23 protein-coding genes and 1 tRNA gene are annotated in these 20,366 nt (G+C 35.5%); 9 read left to right on the top strand and 15 right to left on the bottom strand.

The window, feature by feature from the left end; genetic code table 11:
- Positions 1-44 precede the first annotated feature (44 nt).
- Both SJY30_RS14460 and SJY30_RS14455 read right to left on the bottom strand, forming a co-directional pair.
- Complete coding sequence (locus SJY30_RS14460) at positions 45-2,456, bottom strand: TraG family conjugative transposon ATPase (RefSeq protein ID WP_396632853.1); 2,412 nt, start codon at positions 2,454-2,456, stop codon at positions 45-47.
- 270 nt (positions 2,457-2,726) lie between these two features.
- A complete protein-coding gene (locus SJY30_RS14455) occupies positions 2,727-3,014 on the bottom strand; it encodes a hypothetical protein (RefSeq protein ID WP_396632852.1) in 288 nt (95 codons plus the stop codon).
- Positions 3,015-3,199: 185 nt separating this feature from the next.
- Between SJY30_RS14455 and SJY30_RS14450 the strand changes: the two genes are divergently transcribed.
- Positions 3,200-3,841 (top strand): N-acetylmuramoyl-L-alanine amidase, encoded by a 642-nt coding sequence (locus SJY30_RS14450; RefSeq protein WP_396632851.1) that lies wholly within the window; start codon positions 3,200-3,202, stop codon positions 3,839-3,841.
- Between the two features lie 7 nt (positions 3,842-3,848).
- Here the strand turns inward: SJY30_RS14450 and SJY30_RS14445 are convergent, their stop codons facing one another.
- From SJY30_RS14445 to SJY30_RS14425, 5 genes are all read right to left on the bottom strand, one after another.
- On the bottom strand, positions 3,849-4,973 hold the full coding sequence (locus tag SJY30_RS14445) for a hypothetical protein (RefSeq protein ID WP_396632850.1): 1,125 nt from the start codon (positions 4,971-4,973) through the stop codon (positions 3,849-3,851).
- Complete coding sequence (locus SJY30_RS14440) at positions 4,970-5,257, bottom strand: DNA-binding protein (RefSeq protein WP_396632849.1); 288 nt, start codon at positions 5,255-5,257, stop codon at positions 4,970-4,972. The genes SJY30_RS14445 and SJY30_RS14440 overlap by 4 nt, the downstream gene beginning before the upstream one ends.
- Before the next feature lie 145 nt (positions 5,258-5,402).
- Positions 5,403-6,233, bottom strand: coding sequence for an RteC domain-containing protein (locus SJY30_RS14435; RefSeq protein ID WP_396632848.1), 831 nt, complete (start codon positions 6,231-6,233; stop codon positions 5,403-5,405).
- 411 nt (positions 6,234-6,644) lie between these two features.
- Positions 6,645-6,721, bottom strand: a tRNA-Ala gene (locus SJY30_RS14430).
- A 436-nt stretch (positions 6,722-7,157) separates the two neighbouring features.
- Entirely contained in the window at positions 7,158-7,955 is a 798-nt protein-coding gene (locus SJY30_RS14425) for a universal stress protein (protein WP_396632847.1), read from the bottom strand.
- A 53-nt stretch (positions 7,956-8,008) separates the two neighbouring features.
- Between SJY30_RS14425 and SJY30_RS14420 the strand changes: the two genes are divergently transcribed.
- From SJY30_RS14420 to SJY30_RS14390, 7 genes are all read left to right on the top strand, one after another.
- Entirely contained in the window at positions 8,009-8,509 is a 501-nt protein-coding gene (locus SJY30_RS14420) for a GNAT family N-acetyltransferase (RefSeq protein WP_396632846.1), read from the top strand.
- Between the two features lie 12 nt (positions 8,510-8,521).
- Positions 8,522-9,856 (top strand): MATE family efflux transporter, encoded by a 1,335-nt coding sequence (locus tag SJY30_RS14415; protein WP_396632845.1) that lies wholly within the window; start codon positions 8,522-8,524, stop codon positions 9,854-9,856.
- A gap of 21 nt (positions 9,857-9,877) precedes the next feature.
- A complete protein-coding gene (locus SJY30_RS14410; RefSeq protein ID WP_396632844.1) occupies positions 9,878-10,645 on the top strand; it encodes an enoyl-CoA hydratase/isomerase family protein in 768 nt (255 codons plus the stop codon).
- Between the two features lie 213 nt (positions 10,646-10,858).
- Positions 10,859-11,284, top strand: a complete 426-nt coding sequence (locus tag SJY30_RS14405) for a hypothetical protein (RefSeq protein WP_396632843.1) — start codon at positions 10,859-10,861, stop codon at positions 11,282-11,284.
- A gap of 56 nt (positions 11,285-11,340) precedes the next feature.
- On the top strand, positions 11,341-11,790 hold the full coding sequence (locus tag SJY30_RS14400; RefSeq protein WP_396632842.1) for a 6-pyruvoyl trahydropterin synthase family protein: 450 nt from the start codon (positions 11,341-11,343) through the stop codon (positions 11,788-11,790).
- 81 nt (positions 11,791-11,871) lie between these two features.
- A complete protein-coding gene (locus SJY30_RS14395) occupies positions 11,872-12,858 on the top strand; it encodes a hypothetical protein (RefSeq protein ID WP_396632841.1) in 987 nt (328 codons plus the stop codon).
- Between the two features lie 83 nt (positions 12,859-12,941).
- Positions 12,942-13,706 carry a UDP-2,3-diacylglucosamine diphosphatase gene (locus tag SJY30_RS14390; RefSeq protein ID WP_396632840.1) on the top strand — a complete coding sequence of 255 codons (765 nt, stop codon included), beginning with the start codon at positions 12,942-12,944 and terminating at the stop codon, positions 13,704-13,706.
- A gap of 639 nt (positions 13,707-14,345) precedes the next feature.
- On the opposite strand, the gene SJY30_RS14385 is transcribed toward SJY30_RS14390, so the two are convergent.
- The 6 genes from SJY30_RS14385 to SJY30_RS14360 all read right to left on the bottom strand — a co-directional run bounded on the left by SJY30_RS14385 (position 14,346) and on the right by SJY30_RS14360 (position 19,101).
- Positions 14,346-15,608: an MFS transporter gene (locus SJY30_RS14385; RefSeq protein ID WP_396632839.1), complete on the bottom strand. Its 1,263-nt coding sequence runs from the start codon at positions 15,606-15,608 to the stop codon at positions 14,346-14,348.
- A gap of 100 nt (positions 15,609-15,708) precedes the next feature.
- Entirely contained in the window at positions 15,709-16,071 is a 363-nt protein-coding gene (locus SJY30_RS14380; RefSeq protein ID WP_396632838.1) for a hypothetical protein, read from the bottom strand.
- Positions 16,072-16,133: 62 nt separating this feature from the next.
- Positions 16,134-16,322, bottom strand: coding sequence for a VOC family protein (locus tag SJY30_RS14375; protein WP_396632837.1), 189 nt, complete (start codon positions 16,320-16,322; stop codon positions 16,134-16,136).
- 41 nt (positions 16,323-16,363) lie between these two features.
- Positions 16,364-18,052, bottom strand: a complete 1,689-nt coding sequence (recJ, locus tag SJY30_RS14370; RefSeq protein ID WP_396632836.1) for a single-stranded-DNA-specific exonuclease RecJ — start codon at positions 18,050-18,052, stop codon at positions 16,364-16,366.
- Positions 18,053-18,269: 217 nt separating this feature from the next.
- Positions 18,270-18,632 (bottom strand): four helix bundle protein, encoded by a 363-nt coding sequence (locus tag SJY30_RS14365; protein ID WP_396632835.1) that lies wholly within the window; start codon positions 18,630-18,632, stop codon positions 18,270-18,272.
- A 40-nt stretch (positions 18,633-18,672) separates the two neighbouring features.
- Complete coding sequence (locus SJY30_RS14360; RefSeq protein ID WP_396632834.1) at positions 18,673-19,101, bottom strand: OsmC family protein; 429 nt, start codon at positions 19,099-19,101, stop codon at positions 18,673-18,675.
- 65 nt (positions 19,102-19,166) lie between these two features.
- Between SJY30_RS14360 and SJY30_RS14355 the strand changes: the two genes are divergently transcribed.
- Entirely contained in the window at positions 19,167-19,370 is a 204-nt protein-coding gene (locus tag SJY30_RS14355; RefSeq protein WP_396632833.1) for a hypothetical protein, read from the top strand.
- Here SJY30_RS14355 and SJY30_RS14350 read toward each other — a convergent pair.
- Positions 19,354-19,926 carry a uracil-DNA glycosylase family protein gene (locus SJY30_RS14350; RefSeq protein WP_396632832.1) on the bottom strand — a complete coding sequence of 191 codons (573 nt, stop codon included), beginning with the start codon at positions 19,924-19,926 and terminating at the stop codon, positions 19,354-19,356. The two genes, SJY30_RS14355 and SJY30_RS14350, sit on opposite strands and share 17 nt — an antisense overlap.
- Before the next feature lie 77 nt (positions 19,927-20,003).
- The gene (locus SJY30_RS14345) at positions 20,004-20,348 is read right to left on the bottom strand and encodes a HopJ type III effector protein (RefSeq protein ID WP_396632831.1); all 345 of its coding nucleotides are present in this window, start codon (positions 20,346-20,348) and stop codon (positions 20,004-20,006) included.
- Between the last annotated feature and the right edge of the window lie 18 nt (positions 20,349-20,366).

Below are 20,366 nucleotides of genomic sequence, written 5' to 3'. Positions count from 1 at the left end.
GATGCACTCCTATTTTGAGGATATTCATCGGGTTAACCCATTAGTTATAATTTTGTTTGTACTAGATATTCTTTGATGGCTTTTTCCATGTTTCCGTATTTAGAAAAAAGCTTCATAATGGTTTCATTTTCAGACCCGTCTGTTAAATAGGCGGCAAAAACTTCTGGTGGGACTTCTAAACGGAAAATGTTGCTCTCTCTACCAATCTTGATAAACATCTCGGTATATTTTCGTTCTCCGGTAAAATTATTTTTGATAGATTTTAATTGGTTGAGGTCGTGACTGGAAAGGTGAAGTCGCTTTACAAGTTCATCATATCCCTTTTCATTGTTAAGGCTGTACACTATTTGTGTATTTTCTAAAATACTAGCGGAGGTAGAATTGTCTGGTAATTGATTTATAGATTGTAAAATGATACCAATTGCACCTTCCTGCTTTCGTATAGCCTGATAATAAAATTCTACACTCTCCAATACATTTGGAAATTTCAACTGTTTGGCAAATTCGTCAAAGAGAATAATCCCCTTTTCATTTTTGTTTCTCCAGATGGTTCTTTGGACAGCGGTTTTAATCAGTTTTAGCATAACCGAAAGAATTTCCTTGTTGTCTTTTACCTCGTCTAATTCAAAAACAATTAAGCGTTTGTCCTCTATTTTATAAGATTGATCTTCACTTGTCTCAAAAAGGAAACTATATAAACCACCTTCCACATATTCAGAAAGGATATGCAAGAAATTAGAGATGTTGAAGTAATCTGTATGAATGCCCAAGAGTTCCAAAAGAATTTCTTGGTTATCCTTTATAAACTGATAGAAATTATTCAGCGAATGTTGAGCATTACGCATTTCATCGTAATAGAATGCAAGCAATTTTTTTAAGGATACCGACTGCGCTTTTGATACTTTCGTATCTGAAGAAATCAATTCGAAAAGAAAAACGGACAAATCTTCCAAACGTTCTGGAGTAATGTCAATTTCACCAGAGATATAAAAGGGATTAATGCCTAAGCTTTTTCCACTTTCATAACGCAATACGGTATACTGTTCTGGGTACAGCTTAGCGAATTTGGTATAGGACCCACCAAGGTCGATAATGACCAAGCGGACGTTCATCTCAAAATACTGCCGAAGGATGTTATTGGCCAGAAAAGACTTGCCTTCTCCTGTAGGTGCGAAGATGGCAAAGTTTCTTGCTTTTATGCGTTTCTTTTTTTCATCCCATACATCTTTTAGAACAGGAATATTAAACTCCCTGTCATTGAAGATGATCCCTGTTTTATCTGATTTATAGTTGGTATTATTAATAAAGAGACAGAGTGCATGTTTCAAATCTGTAACGTAGAGATCGTCGTTATGAAAATTAGAGGAAAAGCACCCATAACTATTCAAGATATAATTTTTACGCTCTTCACTTCCTGGGTAGTAGGGGATAATATCAAGTTCTTTGAACTCTGTTTTTATTCGAGTAGCAATCTTTATAAGATTCTCTGGTCTCTTGTCCCAATACACAATGTTTAAATGTCCCCTAGTAATTCGAGAGCTATCGTCAGTATTGATTCGCTCCTGAATATCAATTATTTTTTTAAGGGTAACCTTGTTCTGTGAACCAAAATTTGAGCTTTTGGAAAGTTCTTCTATTTTCTTGTCCAAAAGTTTTCTCCATTTTTGCTTGTCATCTAAATAGATAATCTGGTTGACGATGTGGTTTTCATTAAGTGATAAGCCAAGACCATCTATGAATCCTTGATGGAACACAAAATCATCTGAGGCAAATCGTTCATTAATTTTACTGGTCTGCAAACCTTCCCCAAAAGAAAGTTCGCTGTTAACCGCCAAAACATCAAAGAAATTCTCGCCGATATGTATATGCTTTTTATCGAGTTCAAAGGAGGTATCAAAGCCTTCATTAAATCCATTAAAATATTCATTTGTAATGGCATGAATTTCATTTTCCTTGAGCAAGGAAAGGGTCATCTTTCTACTATTATTTACAAATAAAACTGTATCGTTTACAGAATTGCTAAACCTTTGCAGCTCTTCTTTTAGAATAGCTGGAATTTCTTTGCCTACACTCTTAAAAGGATTCACATATTTGGAATTATTTAGATGTTTGTTCTTAGTCAGGATAAAAAAGAGATAACAAGAATGTTGCATGTATTCTCTTCCTTTGAAATAGTCGTGGGTAGCCTTGGATAAAAAAGTACTATTAGGTAAGCTTTCAGATGAAAAAGCCTTTTTTAAATACACATCCTGTTTGTGTACCACACATCCCACAGGCAATGACTTTAGTGCTTGAAACCAAGTACTATGTAAATCCTCAAAATCTTTATCCGAAAGAGAATAAATCTCAGGAAGCATTAAGGAATAACAAAGAACTAGATTTCCATTATTGGCGATAATCAAGTTATCTGAGATATCGGAAATAGGATAATTTTCTGATAGATTAATCTTCGACATAATAGATTGGATTTACTTTTTTGTTACTGATACTCTTAGGAAAGACGGTTCGCCATTGAAGCTTTTTCAGAATAAAATTCAATCTCGTTAAGACAATATATAGACCACTGTTCCAAACAAGCAGTCCTATAATCATTGTCAGGCTAAAGGAGAAAATAATGACCAACATGGAAACGACCACGGAAACCATCAATAGAGCAAATAGCGTTATGGGAAGTCCCCAAATCAAAGCCCCTATTCGGATGTTGCGATATGCTTTATACTTTCTCATTACACAACAATTGAAATGAGATAAGTAAAGATGCCTACTACTGCACCTGCAATCAAAACAAAAACTAGTACCCTCGTGATACCTTTTTTTAAATCGGCATTTTCTCCAAAAAAATGACCAGCATTAAACAAGAAGCCAATTAAGAATATGACCCCTAAAATGATTGGAAATATAACACGTATAGTATCGGATACTTCGTTTACGGAATCTTCTATTCCGCCAATTTGAGCAAATGCGGGAAGTGCTGTTAAAAGCGTTCCCCATGTAAGATTTCTAACTCTTTTCATAATATGTAGTTTTAAAAGGCCTAGACTTTGACCCATTGATTAATTACTGCGAAATGTAGAAGTGGATAGTACTTTTTGTAGAAGGATTCTTAGAAATTAACTAGATAAAGGGTTAATTTTTAAAGAAAACACATGGTTTTGAAATATTCTTTGAACATTGTGTAACGAAAAATAATTCAAATGAAATGAAAAAAGCGGTAATAATTTTTTTAATATTTAAGTTGGGAACTTATAATTGCAGTGCTCAATCAAGTGATATAAAAAGGAAAATTATTGTAATAGACCCAGGTCATGGAGGTAGGGATTCTGGTACGATAACAACTAATGGAATACAAGAAAAGGAAGTGGTTTTAGATATAGCTAGATCTATGGTTTTCTGGAATAGGAACATTCTAAATAATGCTTTTGATATTTATCTCACCCGAAGCAAAGACACTCTAATATCTTTGAGTGATAGAACAAGACTTGCAAAACACTTAAAACCTGATATTTTTATTTCACTTCATTGTAATCATTCGGCAAGAAAGTCAATCAAAGGGGTTGAAATTTATATGTATGATTCAAAACTTAAATACTCCGAAATCAGTCCAGAATCAGAAAATAGCGCACAAACTATTTTAAGAAAGCTTGAAAAAAACTTAGGGTTAAAAACTAATGGAATAAGAATAGCAAATTTTCAAGTGCTACGAGAAACAATAAAACTATGCCCATCTCTGCTTTTAGAGCTTGGTTATCTGTCTAATAATGATGAGGCACTATATTTGGGTAAAGAAGAAAACAGAAATGCCATCGGACTGGCAGTCTTGATGGCACTTAAAGAAGAATAGCAGTAGTTTAAAGCGATATATCAGTCCAAATCAACGGGTGTGCACTAGCTGCATCAATTTCGTTTGTAACTGACTTGTATAGATTCCATTTCGGTATTTTAGAAGGCCATATTGCTTTTCGGTTTAAGCCGCTAGAATTTACAATTTTAAACAGTGATGGGGATAATAGTAGGTAATCTTTCTGTTTGATGTTTACCCCTTTTCTATAACCACCCATTCTATAGTATCCACTATGGTCGCCTAAGTCCAAATCTGCTTCAAAAGAATCATGCTTAACAATATCCTTTAAATTAGTGTCCGTCAAAATTGGAGTTAGGGATTTGGAATAGCAAGGTGCATTTAGATTTCCTAGAATAATGATATTCTTATGCCCCTGAGTTTGTAAATCTTTATAAATCTCAGAAATTTTCGATGCTTGTCGTTGTCTTTTGTTTTCTAGCTTTAAATTATCCGACTCTGGCGAAAGTTGGCAGGATATGATATAGACTTCAATGCCACTTGAGTTAGTTATCTTGAATTGCAGAACGTTTCCATTAAACAAAGGTTCTTCATCTAAATCTCGTTCATTAGCGAATGAACGGATAGCCGTAATGCGGAATTGCTTTTTCAAAAGTATACCCAACCCCAAACCTCTCGTTTCGTTGCCGTCCATATAAATAATTTCAGTATATGGATTTTCCATTTCTCTTATCAGAAACGAAGTATTAAATTGAAGAAGAGATTTTCTGTTTTCTACTTCTTGGAGAAAAAGGATGTCAGCATCGGTATCCACAATTACCTTTGCTTTGTTCTTAATAGCATTTTTATTAAAAGGATTTGTAGCCAAACTTATCCACCCGTTCCAATCGCTCAGTTCCGAAGCTTTATTGTCTAAATCCAATGGAGAGGTTTCCACCACTAGTTCCCCTTCAAGATTGCGAATAGAAAGATAAGGTTCAAATGGAGACTTATTGAAGCCTAATAGAATTGCCAATTCCCGCATTCTAATATAATCTTGTTCTGCTTTATTTTTCTTAGTAAAAAGTGTTTCAAGTTCTTCGTTCCAATCATCCTGTCGTTTCAATCGTCTTTCCTTTGATAAACTTTTATCCCTATGAAATAGATTCTGGATATTATATGTAGCTATTTTCATGACTTTAGATTTAGAAATCGATTTTTATTGTCAATCAGTATTTGATTGATTTCCTCTTCATCGTAATAGATGATTCCACCAAGTTTACTAAATGGTATGGTTTCGTTTATTCTAAAGTTTTGTAAAGTACCTGGGCTAATTTCAAGCTTGTTCATAACGGCACCTGACTTAATCCATTTGTCAATAGTGATTTTATCGTATTTAAGCAGTAGTTGCTTAATATCGGAAAGCAGTTCGTCTTTGAGAAGTTTTAAATCTTCTGTGGTAGCGATGTTTACAGGCATAGTATTGATTTTATAAGGGCTCATGCTAATTTATGCATGTATCAAACCCTTTGATTTCAATACAAATTTGAAGGATAATTACGAAAGGTTTTCGGGGGGTAGACAGTAGGTACGGTCAAATTTTAACATTTTAAATACCAATAATTTACCTGTCTTCGTTTCCCATTTTGGTTTGTAGGCCAATGGCCAGCTCATCAAGAAATTTGGTTCTACTTTTCTTTCGCATCCGCATTTCAGAATAATTTTTATATGGGTCACCAGAACTAAAATTAAATACCTGTTCTAATTGCTGAATGATTTCGTTAACGCTTGAATTTCCGTTATTAACCGAACCATGATATTTTAGAGCATAACCAAGCTCGGTCATGTCTACTTTTGAACCTGTCCAGTTTAATTTATTTAAAGTCAGATTACAATTTTTTCCGTTAGGGTTGCCCAAATTAGCTAATCTCATTCCTACATACTCTAGCATTCTTTTATTAGCATAATACTTCGCTAATAAAAGATCATGGGAACTACAAAAGGCAGAATTTCTAAAATACTGTTGGGAATGAGTAATATTTATATCGTTGAAGCATTTTGTCGTGAAATAATGTTCATCTAAGTAGGTTTTACCATGACCAATGTATTGGAAAAATTCAATATTTTTTACATAAAATTTATTGAACTTATCGAGTTTCTTTTCGATGTATTTTTTCTGTCTTTCTCTATAACCTTTAGGCATGAAAAGCTCAAAAGATTTGATATCAAAATAGTATACCAAATTTGAAAGTGGTACTAGCTTATATTCCTTAAAGTATCTAATCTCATCAAGCGTATTATTAAATCCATTAGCTAGAATTTCCTTGTTAAATTCTGAGAGTAAATCCCGGCAAAGTGTTATAGCTTTGTCGGTTATAAATAGAATACTATCATTTTTTGAATTTAAAACTGATAGTTGACTATTCAAGTTTAGTATTTTTTGTTTAAAATTCATGACTTTACCTTTTAAGTTAGAAAATAGAAGGAAGTTTCATGGGCCTATTTGAGGAAATACTTTTTTGGACCTTATTAATTCAATTAGAATTGTTATCCATTCAAGATTCATTGAGAATATATTTTTCTACACAACTCTAAACTAAATGATTATAATGTAAATTTCTAATTCTTTATATGGTAATTCATGAATATTAGCCTGTAAATTCATGAATTACTACATCTTTTTTCAATTCAAATATGAGTCTTGTTGTACAAGTGACTTAATAGTCTCTGACACTTAATTATGATACCATTTAACTTCTTTTAAAGCGAGATTTATTAAAATTTTGTTAAAAACAAAAAAATGTGCAAAAAGTGTGCAATTTCTAAAACCAAAAAAGGCTTCACATCTGTGAAGCCCCGTCTTTACTGGTGGAGAATACCGGATTCGAACCGGTGACCTCTTGCCTGCCAGGCAAGCGCTCTAGCCAACTGAGCTAATCCCCCTTCATTACCTTTTTCACTCGAAAAAACCAGAAACGACCTTCCCGAATGCCTTCGGGACGCTCTAGCCAACTGAGATAATCCCCCTTATATTATCTTTTTCACTCGAAAAAAAACCAGAAACGACCTTCCCGAATGTCTTCGGGACGCTCTAGCCAACTGAGCTAATCCCCCCTTATATTACCTTTTTCACTCGAAAAAACCAGAAACGACCTTCCCGAATGTCTTCGGGACGCTCTAGCCAACTGAGCTAATCCCCCTTATATTACCTTTTCCACTCGAAAAAACCAGAAACGACCTACCCGAACGCCTTCGGGACGCTCTAGCCAACTGAGCTGATTCCCATTCATTACCTTATTCACTCAAAAAGTCAGAATAAATCCCTCAAATTTTAAGCAGCTCAAAGAAAACCTATTTTAAAAAGCCATCAAAGCACTACTTAATCTTTCTTTACACTAAGCACCAATACCGGTACCGGGGCATAAAACTCTGTTTTTGAAATTGTACTCTTTTCCCATAATTTCTTGAAAAAACCACGTTTCCTTCTAAAAACACATAGTAAATCGGGGTGTTTTGCTTGAAAATGCTCTAAAACACCATGGTAAGTAGTTGAGTTTTCTGTAAAGGTCAATTGCGAACTTATGTCCATCAACGCCGTATTAATCTTTAAGTCGTCATCTGAATATCCTTGTGTTTTTACCATCAGTAAATTCACGTTTGCATTATGTTTGTTCTGAATTTCAATTAACGGATCAAGAATTCTTTTTCTCTTTAAAATTCCAGATTTGAATGCTACCAATATATTTTCAAACGATTTGTATGTTGTTCCTTTTGGTACGATCAACGTTGGTATATTGGTTCTTTTAATTATGGCTCCTGAGGTTTGTCCTAAATAGTTCTCTTCTTGAATGTCATTACTTCTAGGTGCCAAAACAATTAGATCAATACCAATTCCTTTATCAATTTCTTTTAGTCCGTCTTTTAGATCACCGTTAAAGCTTGCTATTTTTATTGATACTTCTTTTGTATCTACGGTCCCTATAATTTCTTTTAATCTTTCCTTCGAATTTTCGGCTACCTTTAGTGTTACATTGGTAAGTGTTCCTGTTTTTCCACTGACATTAAAAACCTCCATTACATATATTTCGGCACCAAAGTCTTTTGCAAAATCTACTGCATATTGTAATGTTTGATTCGCATTTGAGGAGGTCCCGATCGGAACAAGAATATTCATCATGATAAAAAGTATTGATTATAACTCTAAATTTACAATTTAATTAAATTCATTGTATGATAGCATCGGCAAAGATATCGCAAATACCCGAAATTTTAATCATGACACATGCTTGTAGAATTTCCATGGAAGCCAATGGTATTTACCAGTGGACTACAGAATATCCTTCTAAACAAGCTTTTGAAAATGATATAGAACGCAATGAACTTTTTGTACTACAGCCTGATAACGAAATAGTTGGTTGTATTGTTGTTTCCCTTTTTATGGATGAGGAATATACATCTGTTGATTGGTTAACGGAAAATACCAAGAACTACTACATCCATCGTCTTGCGGTGCACCCTAAACATCAAGGCAAAGGTTTTGCCCAGCGTTTAATGGACTTCGGTGAAAACTTTGCCAGAGAAAATAATGCCCTATCGGTTAGGTTAGATACCTTTAGCCAAAACAAAAGAAATCAGAAATTTTACGAGCAACGTGGGTATACCAAATTAGGAAATATTTTTTTTCCAAAACAAAGCGAACACCCCTTTCATTGCTACGAACTTGTACTATAGAAAACCTATTTTTTGAAGACCTCTGTTAATTTAAAATCTATAAACGCCTTAGCTATACCTGCTACCATTGCAGGTATAGCAGAACCTCTTTTATCTATAACCGATACGGCTATTGTAGGTAATATACCGGTGGACGGATTAGAGTCTCTTGCCGCTGCAGGTATTGTGGGTTCTTTTCTTTCTATGCTCATCTGGATTCTTGGTCAGACGCGTAGCGCCATTTCCGCCATTATTTCACAATACTTAGGTGCCGGTAAATTGGAAGAAGTTAAAACACTGCCCGCTCAGGCAATTTACCTCAACATTGCCTTAAGTATTCTAGTTTTGCTTTCTACCATTTTTGTCATTCAAGAAATCTTTGAGCTATTGAATGCCAAAGGAAAAATATTGCAATACTGCATCAGCTACTACTCCATTCGCGTTTGGGGCTTTCCATTAACCCTATTCGTATTTGCGGTAATGGGTATTTTCCGCGGATTGCAGAATACCTATTGGCCTATGGTCATAGCCATAACCGGAGCAATATTGAATATAATTTTCGATTTTGTATTTGTATACGGTATTGAAGGTTTCATACCTGCCATGTATCTTGAAGGTGCCGCGTATGCAAGTTTGTTGGCGCAAGCGATCATGGCTATCATGGCGTTCTATCTTCTTGTAACGAAAACCGATATTAGCCTAAAACTAAAACTGCCCATTCATCAAGAACTTGGTAGATTGGTAGTTATGAGCTTAAATTTGTTTGTACGTGCCATTGCACTGAACACCGCACTTATTCTTGCCGTTCGTGAAGCCACTGCGCTTGGCGATAAATATATTGGTGCACATACCATTGCGATTAACCTCTGGTTATTTTCCGCCTTTTTTATTGATGGCTACGGTGCCGCTGGGAATATTATGGGAGGTAGACTTTTAGGGGAACGCAATTATGACGGACTCTGGCTACTGGCAAAAAAGATTACGAAATACGGGCTACTCGTTAGCCTTGTTATTATGGCATTGGCAACTATTTTCTATAAACCTTTGGGCAGTCTTTTTTCTAATGAACCCTTAGTGTTATCTGCTTTTTACGGTATCTTCTATATTATTATTCTGGGTCTTCCTTTTAATAGTACCGCCTTTGTTCTAGACGGAGTCTTTAAGGGTCTTGGTGAAATGAAATACCTACGCAATACCCTGCTTGTAGCTACTTTTCTAGGATTTGTGCCAACGCTGTTCTTAGGCAAATATCTTCACTGGGGATTAACAGGAATTTGGCTTGCCTTCACCGTTTGGATGTTTATTAGAGGTGCTGCCCTGGTGTGGAAATTCAGAAACAAATTCAAACCTTTATTGCAAAATCCGTAATTTTGAGGCAAATAAAATGCTATGGTAACTACAAGAAAAAATGGAAGTTTATATACACGAATAGATGGTAAAGTTGCTCACGTAGAGTTTGGGCATCCTGCCAGTAATTCTTTTGTTTCTGAACTTTTAGAACGCCTGACGGATACCATTAACGAACTTTCTGATAATGAAGGTATTTCTGTTATCCTATTAAAATCTGAAGGTGAAAAAGCGTTTTGTGCCGGTGCTTCTTTTGATGAACTTTTAGAGGTTTCTAACCTTGAAGAAGGTAAGGCATTCTTTAGTGGTTTTGCCCATGTCATAAACGCCATGCGCAAATGTAAAAAAGTAATTGTAGGCCGGGTACATGGTAAAACCGTTGGTGGTGGTGTAGGTTTGGCCGCTGCTTGTGACTATGTGTATTCTAACGTAAACTCATCTATTAAACTTTCTGAGCTTAGTATTGGTATTGCACCTTTAGTAATTGCACCTGCCGTTGCCCGTAAAATAGGTAATGCCGCTATAGGCGAAATGTCTTTGGCACCTACGGAATGGAAAAGTGCTTATTGGGCTCAAGAAAAAGGACTATTCAATAAAGTATATGACTCTGCAGACGAAATGGATAAAGAACTTGACTTCTTCATTCATAAATTGGCAAGCTATAATGCCGAAGCTTTAACCGAATGGAAGAAAGTTTTGTGGGAAGGTACCGACCATTGGGATACCTTATTGACAGAACGTGCCGCTATCACAGGTAAATTAGCCCTTTCTGATTTTACTAGAAAAGCACTGTCAAAATTTAAAAAATAAACAATAACTGAAACAGCTATTCGTTCTGTTTCTAAATCATTAGTATGGAGTTTTTTCAATTTTTAAACGGCAATCTCGTATTTCCAGTTCTTGCACTTTCTGTTTTGATCATTTATGTAGTGAACAAAATGCGTGCGAAAAAGAAATACAAGAGGTAATTCAAGTCTCTACGCAACGAATTGGTATTTGAACATCTTATAAAAAACCAGTTTTATGTTCGCAAAAATCATAGTAGCTTTTCTATCTATATTCTTAGTTGCTTGCAACGATAATGACGATGCTGAACAACAAGATTGTTCTGAAGCCATTTGTACACTTAATTTTGTAACTATAACGGTTAGCGTTAAAGATGCGTCGGGCGAACCAGTATCCCTTGACAGCTATGAGGTTATCGATAATGAAATTGGAGAAAACCTTGCTACGGATTTCAACGGTGACGAATATCAATACCTCAAAGAACAAGGCTTCTATCCTATTCTTAGTGACGCCAATCGTATTCAATACCAAAATACTACGGCAACTCTTACATTTAAGGGTTTCAGAACTAATGAAGAGGTCATCAATGAAGATTATGAAGTTGGTGCAGACTGTTGCCATGTTAATTTATTCTCTGGAAATACCGAGATTGTTTTAGAATGATTTCTTCTTATAAATCCTTTTAAAGATTCCCTACCTTTGCCATATAATTATAGGTCATGAGCAATATTCGTATTACCAAACAATTCAATTTTGAAACCGGACACGCACTTTACGGGTATGACGGTAAATGTAGAAATGTACATGGTCATAGTTATAAATTATCCGTTACCGTTATTGGTAGCCCTATTACAGACACTAGCCACGTAAAATTAGGAATGGTAATCGATTTTGGAGATCTTAAAAAAATAGTGAAAGAAGATATCGTTGATGTTTTTGATCACGCCACCGTATTCAATAAAAATACTCCTCACGTAGAACTGGCCAAAGAATTGACAGACAGAGGGCATAACGTTATCTTGGCAGATTACCAACCTACTAGTGAGAATATGGTCATCGATTTTGCCGCGAAAATAAAATCTCGCCTTCCTGAAAACATTTCTTTATTCTCTTTAAAACTGCAAGAAACAGATACTTCTTTCGCAGAATGGTATGCCAGTGATAATTAAGTTCAACAAAACTTAACCATATACTTACTTTACAAGCTTTTAAATTGTTTTATTTTTAGGGAATCTCCTTAATATAACAACATGACAAAGCATCATATTTACTGGTGGAATCTTGAAAATCTATTTGACGTAGAAAATTCTCCGAGACGAAGTGAATTTTTAAATAACCATTTAGGTAAGGAACTTGACGGATGGAACGCTGCTATTCTTAATAGGAAAATTGCGAACCTAACCGCAGTCATATCAAAATTCAATGATGGTAAAGGTCCTGATTTATTGGGAGTTTGTGAGGTAGAAAATGAATATGTTATCGAATTACTTATTGATGCCATGAGCACTGCACTTGATAAGAACTATGGTTATGTTATCTCTGAAGGAGAAGATAAACGAGGTATTGATACAGCGCTTATTTATGACAAGACCAAATACGGACCTGAGCAACAAACTTTCAGTCTACGTATTATAAAACGAAATACCACCAGAGATTTATTTCAAGTACACATCAACACTGCCAATGGCAACAAGCTGGTATGTGTACTTAACCATTGGCCTTCTAGATCTGGCGGTGAACTTGAAAGTGAGCCATTTAGAATTATGGTAGCGGAAAATTTATCGTATTGGATAGAGAGAATTTACGAAGAACAAGGTAACGATGCCAATATCATATTAATGGGAGATTTCAATGACAACCCTTATAACAAGAGTATTACTGCGTATTTAAAGGCTATCAATAACAAAGCCTTGGTGAAAAGTAATAGAGTGCGCCTAAAGTACTTTTATAATGTAATGCATCGATTTTTAGATGATCAAATAGGCACCTTTGTATTCGGTAATGAGTATAATCTGTTAGATCAGTTTATGATCTCTAAAAGTATTTTGTCAGAGAAGTCAGAATTACCTTTTAAATTGAGTACCGTAGAAATCATCGCATACCCTGAGCTTACTTCTGGATCTTACCAGAAACCTGTAAAGTTTGGTAGACCCAATTCTTCAACCTTCAATGAAAAAGGGTTTAGTGATCACCTACCCATAAAAATAGTACTGAACGAAAAAGATGCCGTAGTATAATTACACCTCTATAAACTAGCATTCTCTTATTTTGACCAGTGTATTCCCGTGGTACGCAAAACAGTTATTATATTTACATCCTGATGACGAACATTGAACTTCCCGCAGGAAAAAAAGTATATTTTGCTAGTGATAACCACCTAGGCGCACCTACTATGGAAGAAAGTAGGGTGAGAGAGCTAAAGTTTATTCGTTGGCTAGATACGATCAAGTCGGATGCAGGAGTCATTTTCTTAATGGGCGATTTGTTCGATTTTTGGTTTGAATATACCACCGTTATCCCAAAAGGATTTACCAGAACACTGGGGAAACTTGCAGAACTGTCTGATGCCGGTATAAAAATACACTACTTTGTTGGTAATCATGATCTTTGGATGAACGGTTACTTTGAAGAAGAATTAAACATACCTGTTTACCACAAACCTCAACAGTATTCTATTAACGGAGCTTCGTTCTTTATAGGTCATGGTGACGGACTAGGACCAGATGATAAGGGTTTCAAAAGAATGAAAAAGGTATTTACAAACCCGCTAGCTAAATGGTTCTTTAGATGGCTACACCCCGATATAGGTGTTCGTTTGGCGAAGTACCTTTCTGTAAGCAATAAGTTGATTAGTGGAGATGATGATGCCAAGTTTTTAGGTAATGACAAAGAATGGCTGGTACAATACGCACATAGAAAGTTAGAAACCCAACATTACGACCATTTCATTTTTGGTCATAGACATCTTCCATTGGAAATTGAACTAAAAGAAAATTCAAAATATACCAATCTTGGAGATTGGATTAAATACTACACGTATGCCGAGTTTGACGGGCAGCAACTTTCGCTAAAAGAATTCAGCTAAATTCCAGCAAAAATATCGACGAAATACACAATTTATATTGTAATCTTTTTCTTACAACAAGAATTGGATAGTTCACAACAATAGTTTCATAAAACTAGGTCTCCGTTATATCTTTACAGTGTTATTAAGTTTAAGTGTTGACCCAAATCTTCACATTACCTACAAGTTTCCCCAGCTTAAAACCCAAATTTTAAGTGTACCTACTTTTAAGAACAGCCCCTATTTTAGGGGCTTTTTCGTTGTTTATACTTTTTCTATTCAATTTTAAATTTTTAGGATTAACAAATCCCATAAATTTTTCAAATCTGATATCTTATTAATTATCACTTCATAAATTGCAAATAATTTACATTCTGCATATGATGGTTTTATTATTGAAACAGACATATTCAAGTGATACATATCACTAAACCACATGTAATACTTTTCTTACATATTAAAATCGATAGTTCACAACAAAAGTTATCACAAACTAGACATTGTTACTATCTTTACACTGTTGTTAAGATTAAGTGTTGATTCCCAAATCTTCAGTTTACCTACAAGTTCCCCCGCTTAATGACCCAAACATTAAGCATTACCTACAATAAAAAAAGCTCCTTTATAAGGGGCTTTTTTTATGATGAAATTTGAAGTATGTTAGCTCTCATGCTCTTCCACATCTTTCTGCAAGTCTAGTTTTCTAAATTTTGGTGAAACAATTGCCGTAAGTCCCACGGTCAATAAGGTCATAGTACCACCAAAAACAACGGCGGTTACCGTACCCATCAATTTTGCTGTTACCCCACTCTCAAAAGCACCCAATTCATTAGATGATCCTACGAACATAGAATTTACAGAAGCTACACGCCCACGCATATTATCGGGAGTCTTTAATTGCAATATTGTTTGTCTTATAATCATTGATACACCGTCTACCGCTCCGCTTAAGAATAAGGCGATAACAGATAACCAGAAATAGGTAGATAATCCAAATACAATCATACACACACCAAAACCAAATACGGCTAATAATAACTTTTTACCTGCATTTTTATGCAAAGGAAATCTCGTAGACCCCAACATGGTTAAAGCAGCCCCAACAGCAGGTGCGGCTCTTAGCACACCAAAACCTTCTGAACCTACATGTAAAATGTCTTGTGCAAAAATGGGTAACAATGCTACCGCACCTCCAAAAAGTACGGCAATCATATCCAAAGTCAAAGCACCTAATACTGTTCTGGTCTTAAATACAAATGTTAATCCCTCTTTTAAACTCTGAAAAACAGGTTCGCCAATCTTCGGATTCAAAATTGGTTTCTTTGAAATATTGAAAAGAGCGGTCAACGCAAGCAATGAAAAGCCAAAAATGACGCACATAGACCAGTGCACCCCTATTAAACTAATAGAAAATCCTGCTAATGCCGGACCAAGAACCGATGCCATTTGCCAAGTAGTACTGCTCCACGTAGCCGCATTCGGATATATTTTTTTAGGTACGATTAAGGCTATTAAAGAAAATATTGTAGGGCCTAAGAATGCACGTACCAATCCGCCACAGAATACCAAGGCATAGATACCATAAAGAATTACTTTAGTTTCATAAGTCTCTAAAACTGAAGGCATACTCAACATAAAAAGTCCAAAACTAATGACAGAGAATCCGAAAATGCATTTTATCAATAGATTTCTTTTCTCTTTTTGATCTACAATATGACCGGCAAAAAGTGCCATACTCACCGCAGGTATCACTTCCATCAAACCAATTATACCTAATGATAGCGGGTCTTTTGTCATTGAATAGACTTGCCATTCTATGACTATAAATTGCATTGACCAGGCAAAAACCATGGCAAAACGAACTAGAAGAAAAATATTGAATTCCTTATATCTTAAGGCTGCATATGGATCGTTAACGCTCATAAGGCAATCGCTAAATAGGGTCTAAAGATATTTAATAAATAACAGGGCTAATAAATAATAACGAATTAATTAATAGAAGCAGAATCAGTTTCATTGCACCTTAATCAATGCCTAATTCTCCAAAATAGGAATCTAACTCTAGCTTAAATAATGTGCCGTTAATTAAATCTCTAACCTCTACAGCTTCTTGATAACTCACCGCAAAGGTTACCTGGTAGGCAGGTGTATTCAACAATAATGACCTGCAAGTCTCTTTTGTTTTACAATCTCCACAAAGATGACCCTTGCCGTTTTCAACAGTATCCGCAATGCATTTAGAAAAATGGCGCAATTCACTTTGGGTAAGTAATAATCCAATATCCCTGAAAATCACTTGAACTTTATTGGCTTGGCTAGGTTTATCTTTTTTCCATTGGAAGGCTATTCCAAAATCATTCTGGTAAATAGGATGTATATCGTTCATAAGAATCTACATATTTAATATAAATATATGCATCTTATTTAGAACTATTATAAATAGTATTGTTAAATGGTGATTTCTATCTGATTACCTTCTGGATCCAAGACCACGCTTTCGTAGTAACCATCTCCGGTAGTTCTAGGTTCGCCGGCAATTGTAAATCCGTCTGCTCTCAATTTTTCAGTTAAAACATGTACTTGCTCTTTTGAGACGACTAACAGGGCATTGAAATACCTTTCATAAAATACGCGCATTACTTCTAAATCTGCGACTCAAATAGCAATATGCTCTATTCTCATTTAATGTCCTTTAGCTTCAATTGCAAACTCACATTACCTTGCCATTCATTCTCATCAATAGAAAAAACAGCGCTAAAAGGTTTTCTACCCGTTACTAGAGATAGTTTATCACCCATATTAAAGCCGATACCATCAATTCTATGACTGTCTTGCTGAACCACAGAAACTTTTAAATGTGCTTCTTCTTTACCTACACCTTTTGCATAACCAGTATCATGTAAATCTTCTGCCATAAATATTGGCGACATATTACCGGGACCAAAAGGGGCGAATTGCTTTAGAATTCGCATTAACTTAGGTGTAATATCTTTTAATTCTATTACGGTATCTATTGTAATTTCAGGTATCAACATTTGTGGGTCAATACTCTCTTTCACAACCTTTTCAAACTGATGCTTAAAATTATTATACTGCGCCTCTAACAAGGTTAAACCTGCGGCATATTTATGACCTCCAAATTGCTCAATATAATCTGCGCAACCTTCTAAAGCATTGTAAACATCAAAACCTCTAACTGATCTTGCCGATGCTGCCAACTTATCGCCACTTTTTGTAAAAACCAGCGTTGGTCTATAGTAGGTTTCCGTTAACCTTGATGCTACAATACCGATAACTCCTTTATGCCAAGTATCTTTATAAACTACAGAAGTAAAACCTTCTTCTTCCTGATTTTCTTGAATTTGCCCTAGTGCCTCAATCGTAATTTCCTGATCTAGCCCTCTTCTATCGGTATTGAATTTTTCAATTTCAGAAGCGAATTGTATGGCTTGATTCATATTGGTTTCCGTCAGTAGGTTTACTGCATATTGACCATGTTTCATTCTACCGGCTGCATTAATTCTAGGGGCAATGATGAAAACTACGTCTGTAATGGTAAGCTCTTTTTTATTTATTTGATCGATAATAGCTTTAAAACCGATTCTAGGTCGCTGATTGATAACTTGCAAGCCATAAAAAGCCAGTATTCGATTCTCTCCAGTTATCGGTACAATATCCGCTCCTATTGCGGTTGCCACTAAATCAAGGAAATAGATAACATCGTCAATAGTTTCTCCTCTACGGGAACCTAATGCCTGAATCAGCTTAAAACCTACACCGCAACCACATAGTTCATCATACGGATATGAACAATCTTCTCTTTTTGGGTCTAAAACCGCTATTGCACTTGGTAATTTTGTGCCAGGCCTGTGGTGGTCACATATGATAAAATCGATTCCCTTTTCTTTGGCATACGCTACTTTGTCAATTGCCTTCACTCCACAGTCCAACGCAACGATCAATGTAAACCCATTATCCTCTGCAAAATCAATTCCTTTATACGATACTCCGTATCCCTCATCATACCGATCCGGAATATAGGTTGCAACATTAGGATAGTAGCTTAACAGATATGATGACATTAAAGCTACGGCCGTAGTACCATCTACATCATAATCGCCATATACCAAAATGTTTTCTCCGTTGGCAATGGCTTCTTCAATTCTGTTCACCGCAATATCCATATCCTTCATTAAGAAAGGATCATGCAAATCTTCTAACTGCGGACGAAAGAAATCTTTAGCCTCTTCATAGGTAGAAATACCTCTTTGTAATAACAATTGTGCCACCAAATCATCAACCTTTAACGCTTTTGCTAAAGCATCAATATCTTCTTGTTTCGGTTTTGGTTTAATTGTCCAGCGCATTCTAGTCAGTGTTCAGTTTACAGTTTCAGTTGGCAGTTTTTTAAATTCAAACTCAAATATCAAATTCAAACTCAAATTCAAATTCAAATTCAAACTCAAACTCAAATATCAAATTCAAACTCAAATATCAAATTCAAACTCAAATTCAAATTCAAACTCAAATTCAAATTCAAATTCAAATTCAAATTCAAATTCAATCTAAATGTGAAATTAAAATTTAAGTAATTGTTTGCTTCTTGTTTTTAATAATAGTCGCTACGATTTTTATTAATTGCTCAACTTCATCCAAAATCATTATTCTTTTAGCTGCATCACCATAATTTATCTTTGTCAGAATCTTTAAATTAATTCTAGATTCTTTTAACTCCTTTAAAGAGATAGTTGCTTTATTCTTAAAATCTTTATCCGATTGAGCACCCTGCATTTCTCCGAAATTAAGAGCTGAACTACCTGCAGACCGTAAAAGCTGATGTCCATAATATTGTCCTGTAAAATCATTCGGGATTCCTTTACAAAATAAAGCAGCATCAGCTGCAAAATTTACTAATCTTTCCTCCAAATCATACGGCTTATTAGACATCTAGTTGTATTTGATTTTTGAATTTGTATTTGAGTTTTTTTTATTTTTTGTGAAAAACAGTCTTAATATCAAGCTCGGCAAATTGTCTGAACATCTCCATTACTCCGCAATATTTTTCAATGGATAGGTCTACCGCTCTTTGTAATTTTTTCTCGGCTAAATTTGAACCATGAAAATGATATTCTATAACTACTTTGTCATAAAATTTAGGATGCTCATCTGTTAGGTTTGCGATTGTCTCAATATGAAACTCATCTACTTCCAACTTCATCTTCTTGAACATTGCCGCTACATCTAAACCAGAGCAACCAGCTAATGAAGACAACATCAGTGCTTTTGGTCTTAAACCACTACCATCACCACCATCTTCTTTTGCAATATCTATTCGTAAAGAGTGCCCTGAAGGATTGTTACTTTCAAAGGACATGTTGCCCAACCACTTTGTGCTAATATGATTTGTTGTACTCATAATTTTAAATTTTTGTAGGGTACAAAAATACGATAATATAGGCTGAGATGATGTTAGGTAGCCGAATGAAAAGAGTTAATGATTTAGGTATTGACTGCTGGCTGCTGGCTGCTGGCTGCTGGCTGCTGGCTGCTGGCTGCTGGCTGCTGGCTGCTGGCTGCTGGCTGCTGGCTGCTGGCTGCTGGCTGCTGGCTGCTGGCTGCTGGCTGCTGGAAAATAAAAATCTGCCTTTGGAAGTGCAAGACAAACTGTTTATTTTAAAATCTTAGCCACTAATTTCTGCAACTCCCCAACAACCTCATCTTCAAACCAAGGGTTTTTACTTCGCCAAAAGCGATTTACTGGTGATGGATGTGGTAAGAGGAAAAACTTTGGCAGGTATTCTTTATAGTGCAATACATTCTCGGTCAGGTTCTTTTTGGCTTGCTTACCTAAGTATTGATCTTGAGAGTATTTACCGATCAGTAAAATGAGCTGTACATTTTTAAATTGGTCCCACACCTGAGAATGCCATAAGGGGGCACATTCTTTTCTGGGTGGTAAATCGCCGGTCTTTCCTTTTCCCGGATAACAAAAACCCATGGGCAGTACTGCAAAATTATCAGGGTTATAGAATACCTCTTCGTTTACACCAAGCCACTCTCTAAGCTTTTTACCACTTGGGTCATCCCAAGCTTTATTTTCAACATGTGCTTTTCTACCCGGTGCCTGACTTACCAATATAATTTTAGAATTCTTAGTACCCGCAACAATAGGTCTTGGTTCTAAAGGCAAATGTGCCTTACAAACCTCGCAACCTCTTATTTCAGCTAATAATTCTTGCACGTTATCTTTCTATTGAATTGAATGTTTAATATAAATACCATCGAATTACCTTTTAGCAATGATAAATTAGATTGCCTTTAAAGCAACTTCAATGCTTCACCATCAAAAGACAATCCTTCAAAACCTGTTTCCATAAAGTTTCTAATATTTTGATGTGAAGTTCCTTTAAGGTCTAACAATACCTCATCAAAATAATATTGACCAAAACAGGCCAAGGTTTCCTCTTTTGAAAGTCCTTCTTTCATGGCAAAAGAGAATAATTTACAAGACCCGGAATTCTGACCAACCTCATTTCTAACGTTACCATTGGTATAAGCGGTTGGCGTAAATGCATATTTAGAATCTATAGCCGCCATAGTCTCTGAAAAGGAAATTTCTTTAGGACTAGCAGCTAATTTTTTCTTGAATTCTTCTAAGGTCATGGTTAGTTATTTAGATTT

The organism is Maribacter sp. R86514, assembly GCF_044597005.1.
Classification (GTDB): Bacteria; Bacteroidota; Bacteroidia; order Flavobacteriales; family Flavobacteriaceae; genus Maribacter.
Note: the sequence above shows the minus strand (reverse complement) of the source record. Positions and strands in the feature narration are given on the sequence as shown.

Bases quoted from the DNA above. Each gene is read 5' to 3' on its own strand.
- SJY30_RS14460 (WP_396632853.1), bottom strand. From the start codon at position 2,456: ATGTCGAAGATTAATCTATCAGAAAATTATCCTATTTCCGATATCTCA.
- SJY30_RS14455 (WP_396632852.1), bottom strand. From the start codon at position 3,014: ATGAAAAGAGTTAGAAATCTTACATGGGGAACGCTTTTAACAGCACTT.
- SJY30_RS14450 (WP_396632851.1), top strand. From the start codon at position 3,200: ATGAAAAAAGCGGTAATAATTTTTTTAATATTTAAGTTGGGAACTTAT.
- SJY30_RS14445 (WP_396632850.1), bottom strand. From the start codon at position 4,973: ATGAAAATAGCTACATATAATATCCAGAATCTATTTCATAGGGATAAA.
- SJY30_RS14440 (WP_396632849.1), bottom strand. From the start codon at position 5,257: ATGCCTGTAAACATCGCTACCACAGAAGATTTAAAACTTCTCAAAGAC.
- SJY30_RS14435 (WP_396632848.1), bottom strand. From the start codon at position 6,233: ATGAATTTTAAACAAAAAATACTAAACTTGAATAGTCAACTATCAGTT.
- SJY30_RS14425 (WP_396632847.1), bottom strand. From the start codon at position 7,955: ATGATGAATATTCTTGTTCCGATCGGGACCTCCTCAAATGCGAATCAA.
- SJY30_RS14420 (WP_396632846.1), top strand. From the start codon at position 8,009: ATGATAGCATCGGCAAAGATATCGCAAATACCCGAAATTTTAATCATG.
- SJY30_RS14410 (WP_396632844.1), top strand. From the start codon at position 9,878: ATGGTAACTACAAGAAAAAATGGAAGTTTATATACACGAATAGATGGT.
- SJY30_RS14405 (WP_396632843.1), top strand. From the start codon at position 10,859: ATGTTCGCAAAAATCATAGTAGCTTTTCTATCTATATTCTTAGTTGCT.
- SJY30_RS14400 (WP_396632842.1), top strand. From the start codon at position 11,341: ATGAGCAATATTCGTATTACCAAACAATTCAATTTTGAAACCGGACAC.
- SJY30_RS14395 (WP_396632841.1), top strand. From the start codon at position 11,872: ATGACAAAGCATCATATTTACTGGTGGAATCTTGAAAATCTATTTGAC.
- SJY30_RS14390 (WP_396632840.1), top strand. From the start codon at position 12,942: ATGACGAACATTGAACTTCCCGCAGGAAAAAAAGTATATTTTGCTAGT.
- SJY30_RS14385 (WP_396632839.1), bottom strand. From the start codon at position 15,608: ATGAGCGTTAACGATCCATATGCAGCCTTAAGATATAAGGAATTCAAT.
- SJY30_RS14380 (WP_396632838.1), bottom strand. From the start codon at position 16,071: ATGAACGATATACATCCTATTTACCAGAATGATTTTGGAATAGCCTTC.
- SJY30_RS14375 (WP_396632837.1), bottom strand. From the start codon at position 16,322: ATGCGCGTATTTTATGAAAGGTATTTCAATGCCCTGTTAGTCGTCTCA.
- recJ (WP_396632836.1), bottom strand. From the start codon at position 18,052: ATGCGCTGGACAATTAAACCAAAACCGAAACAAGAAGATATTGATGCT.
- SJY30_RS14365 (WP_396632835.1), bottom strand. From the start codon at position 18,632: ATGTCTAATAAGCCGTATGATTTGGAGGAAAGATTAGTAAATTTTGCA.
- SJY30_RS14360 (WP_396632834.1), bottom strand. From the start codon at position 19,101: ATGAGTACAACAAATCATATTAGCACAAAGTGGTTGGGCAACATGTCC.
- SJY30_RS14355 (WP_396632833.1), top strand. From the start codon at position 19,167: ATGAAAAGAGTTAATGATTTAGGTATTGACTGCTGGCTGCTGGCTGCT.
- SJY30_RS14345 (WP_396632831.1), bottom strand. From the start codon at position 20,348: ATGACCTTAGAAGAATTCAAGAAAAAATTAGCTGCTAGTCCTAAAGAA.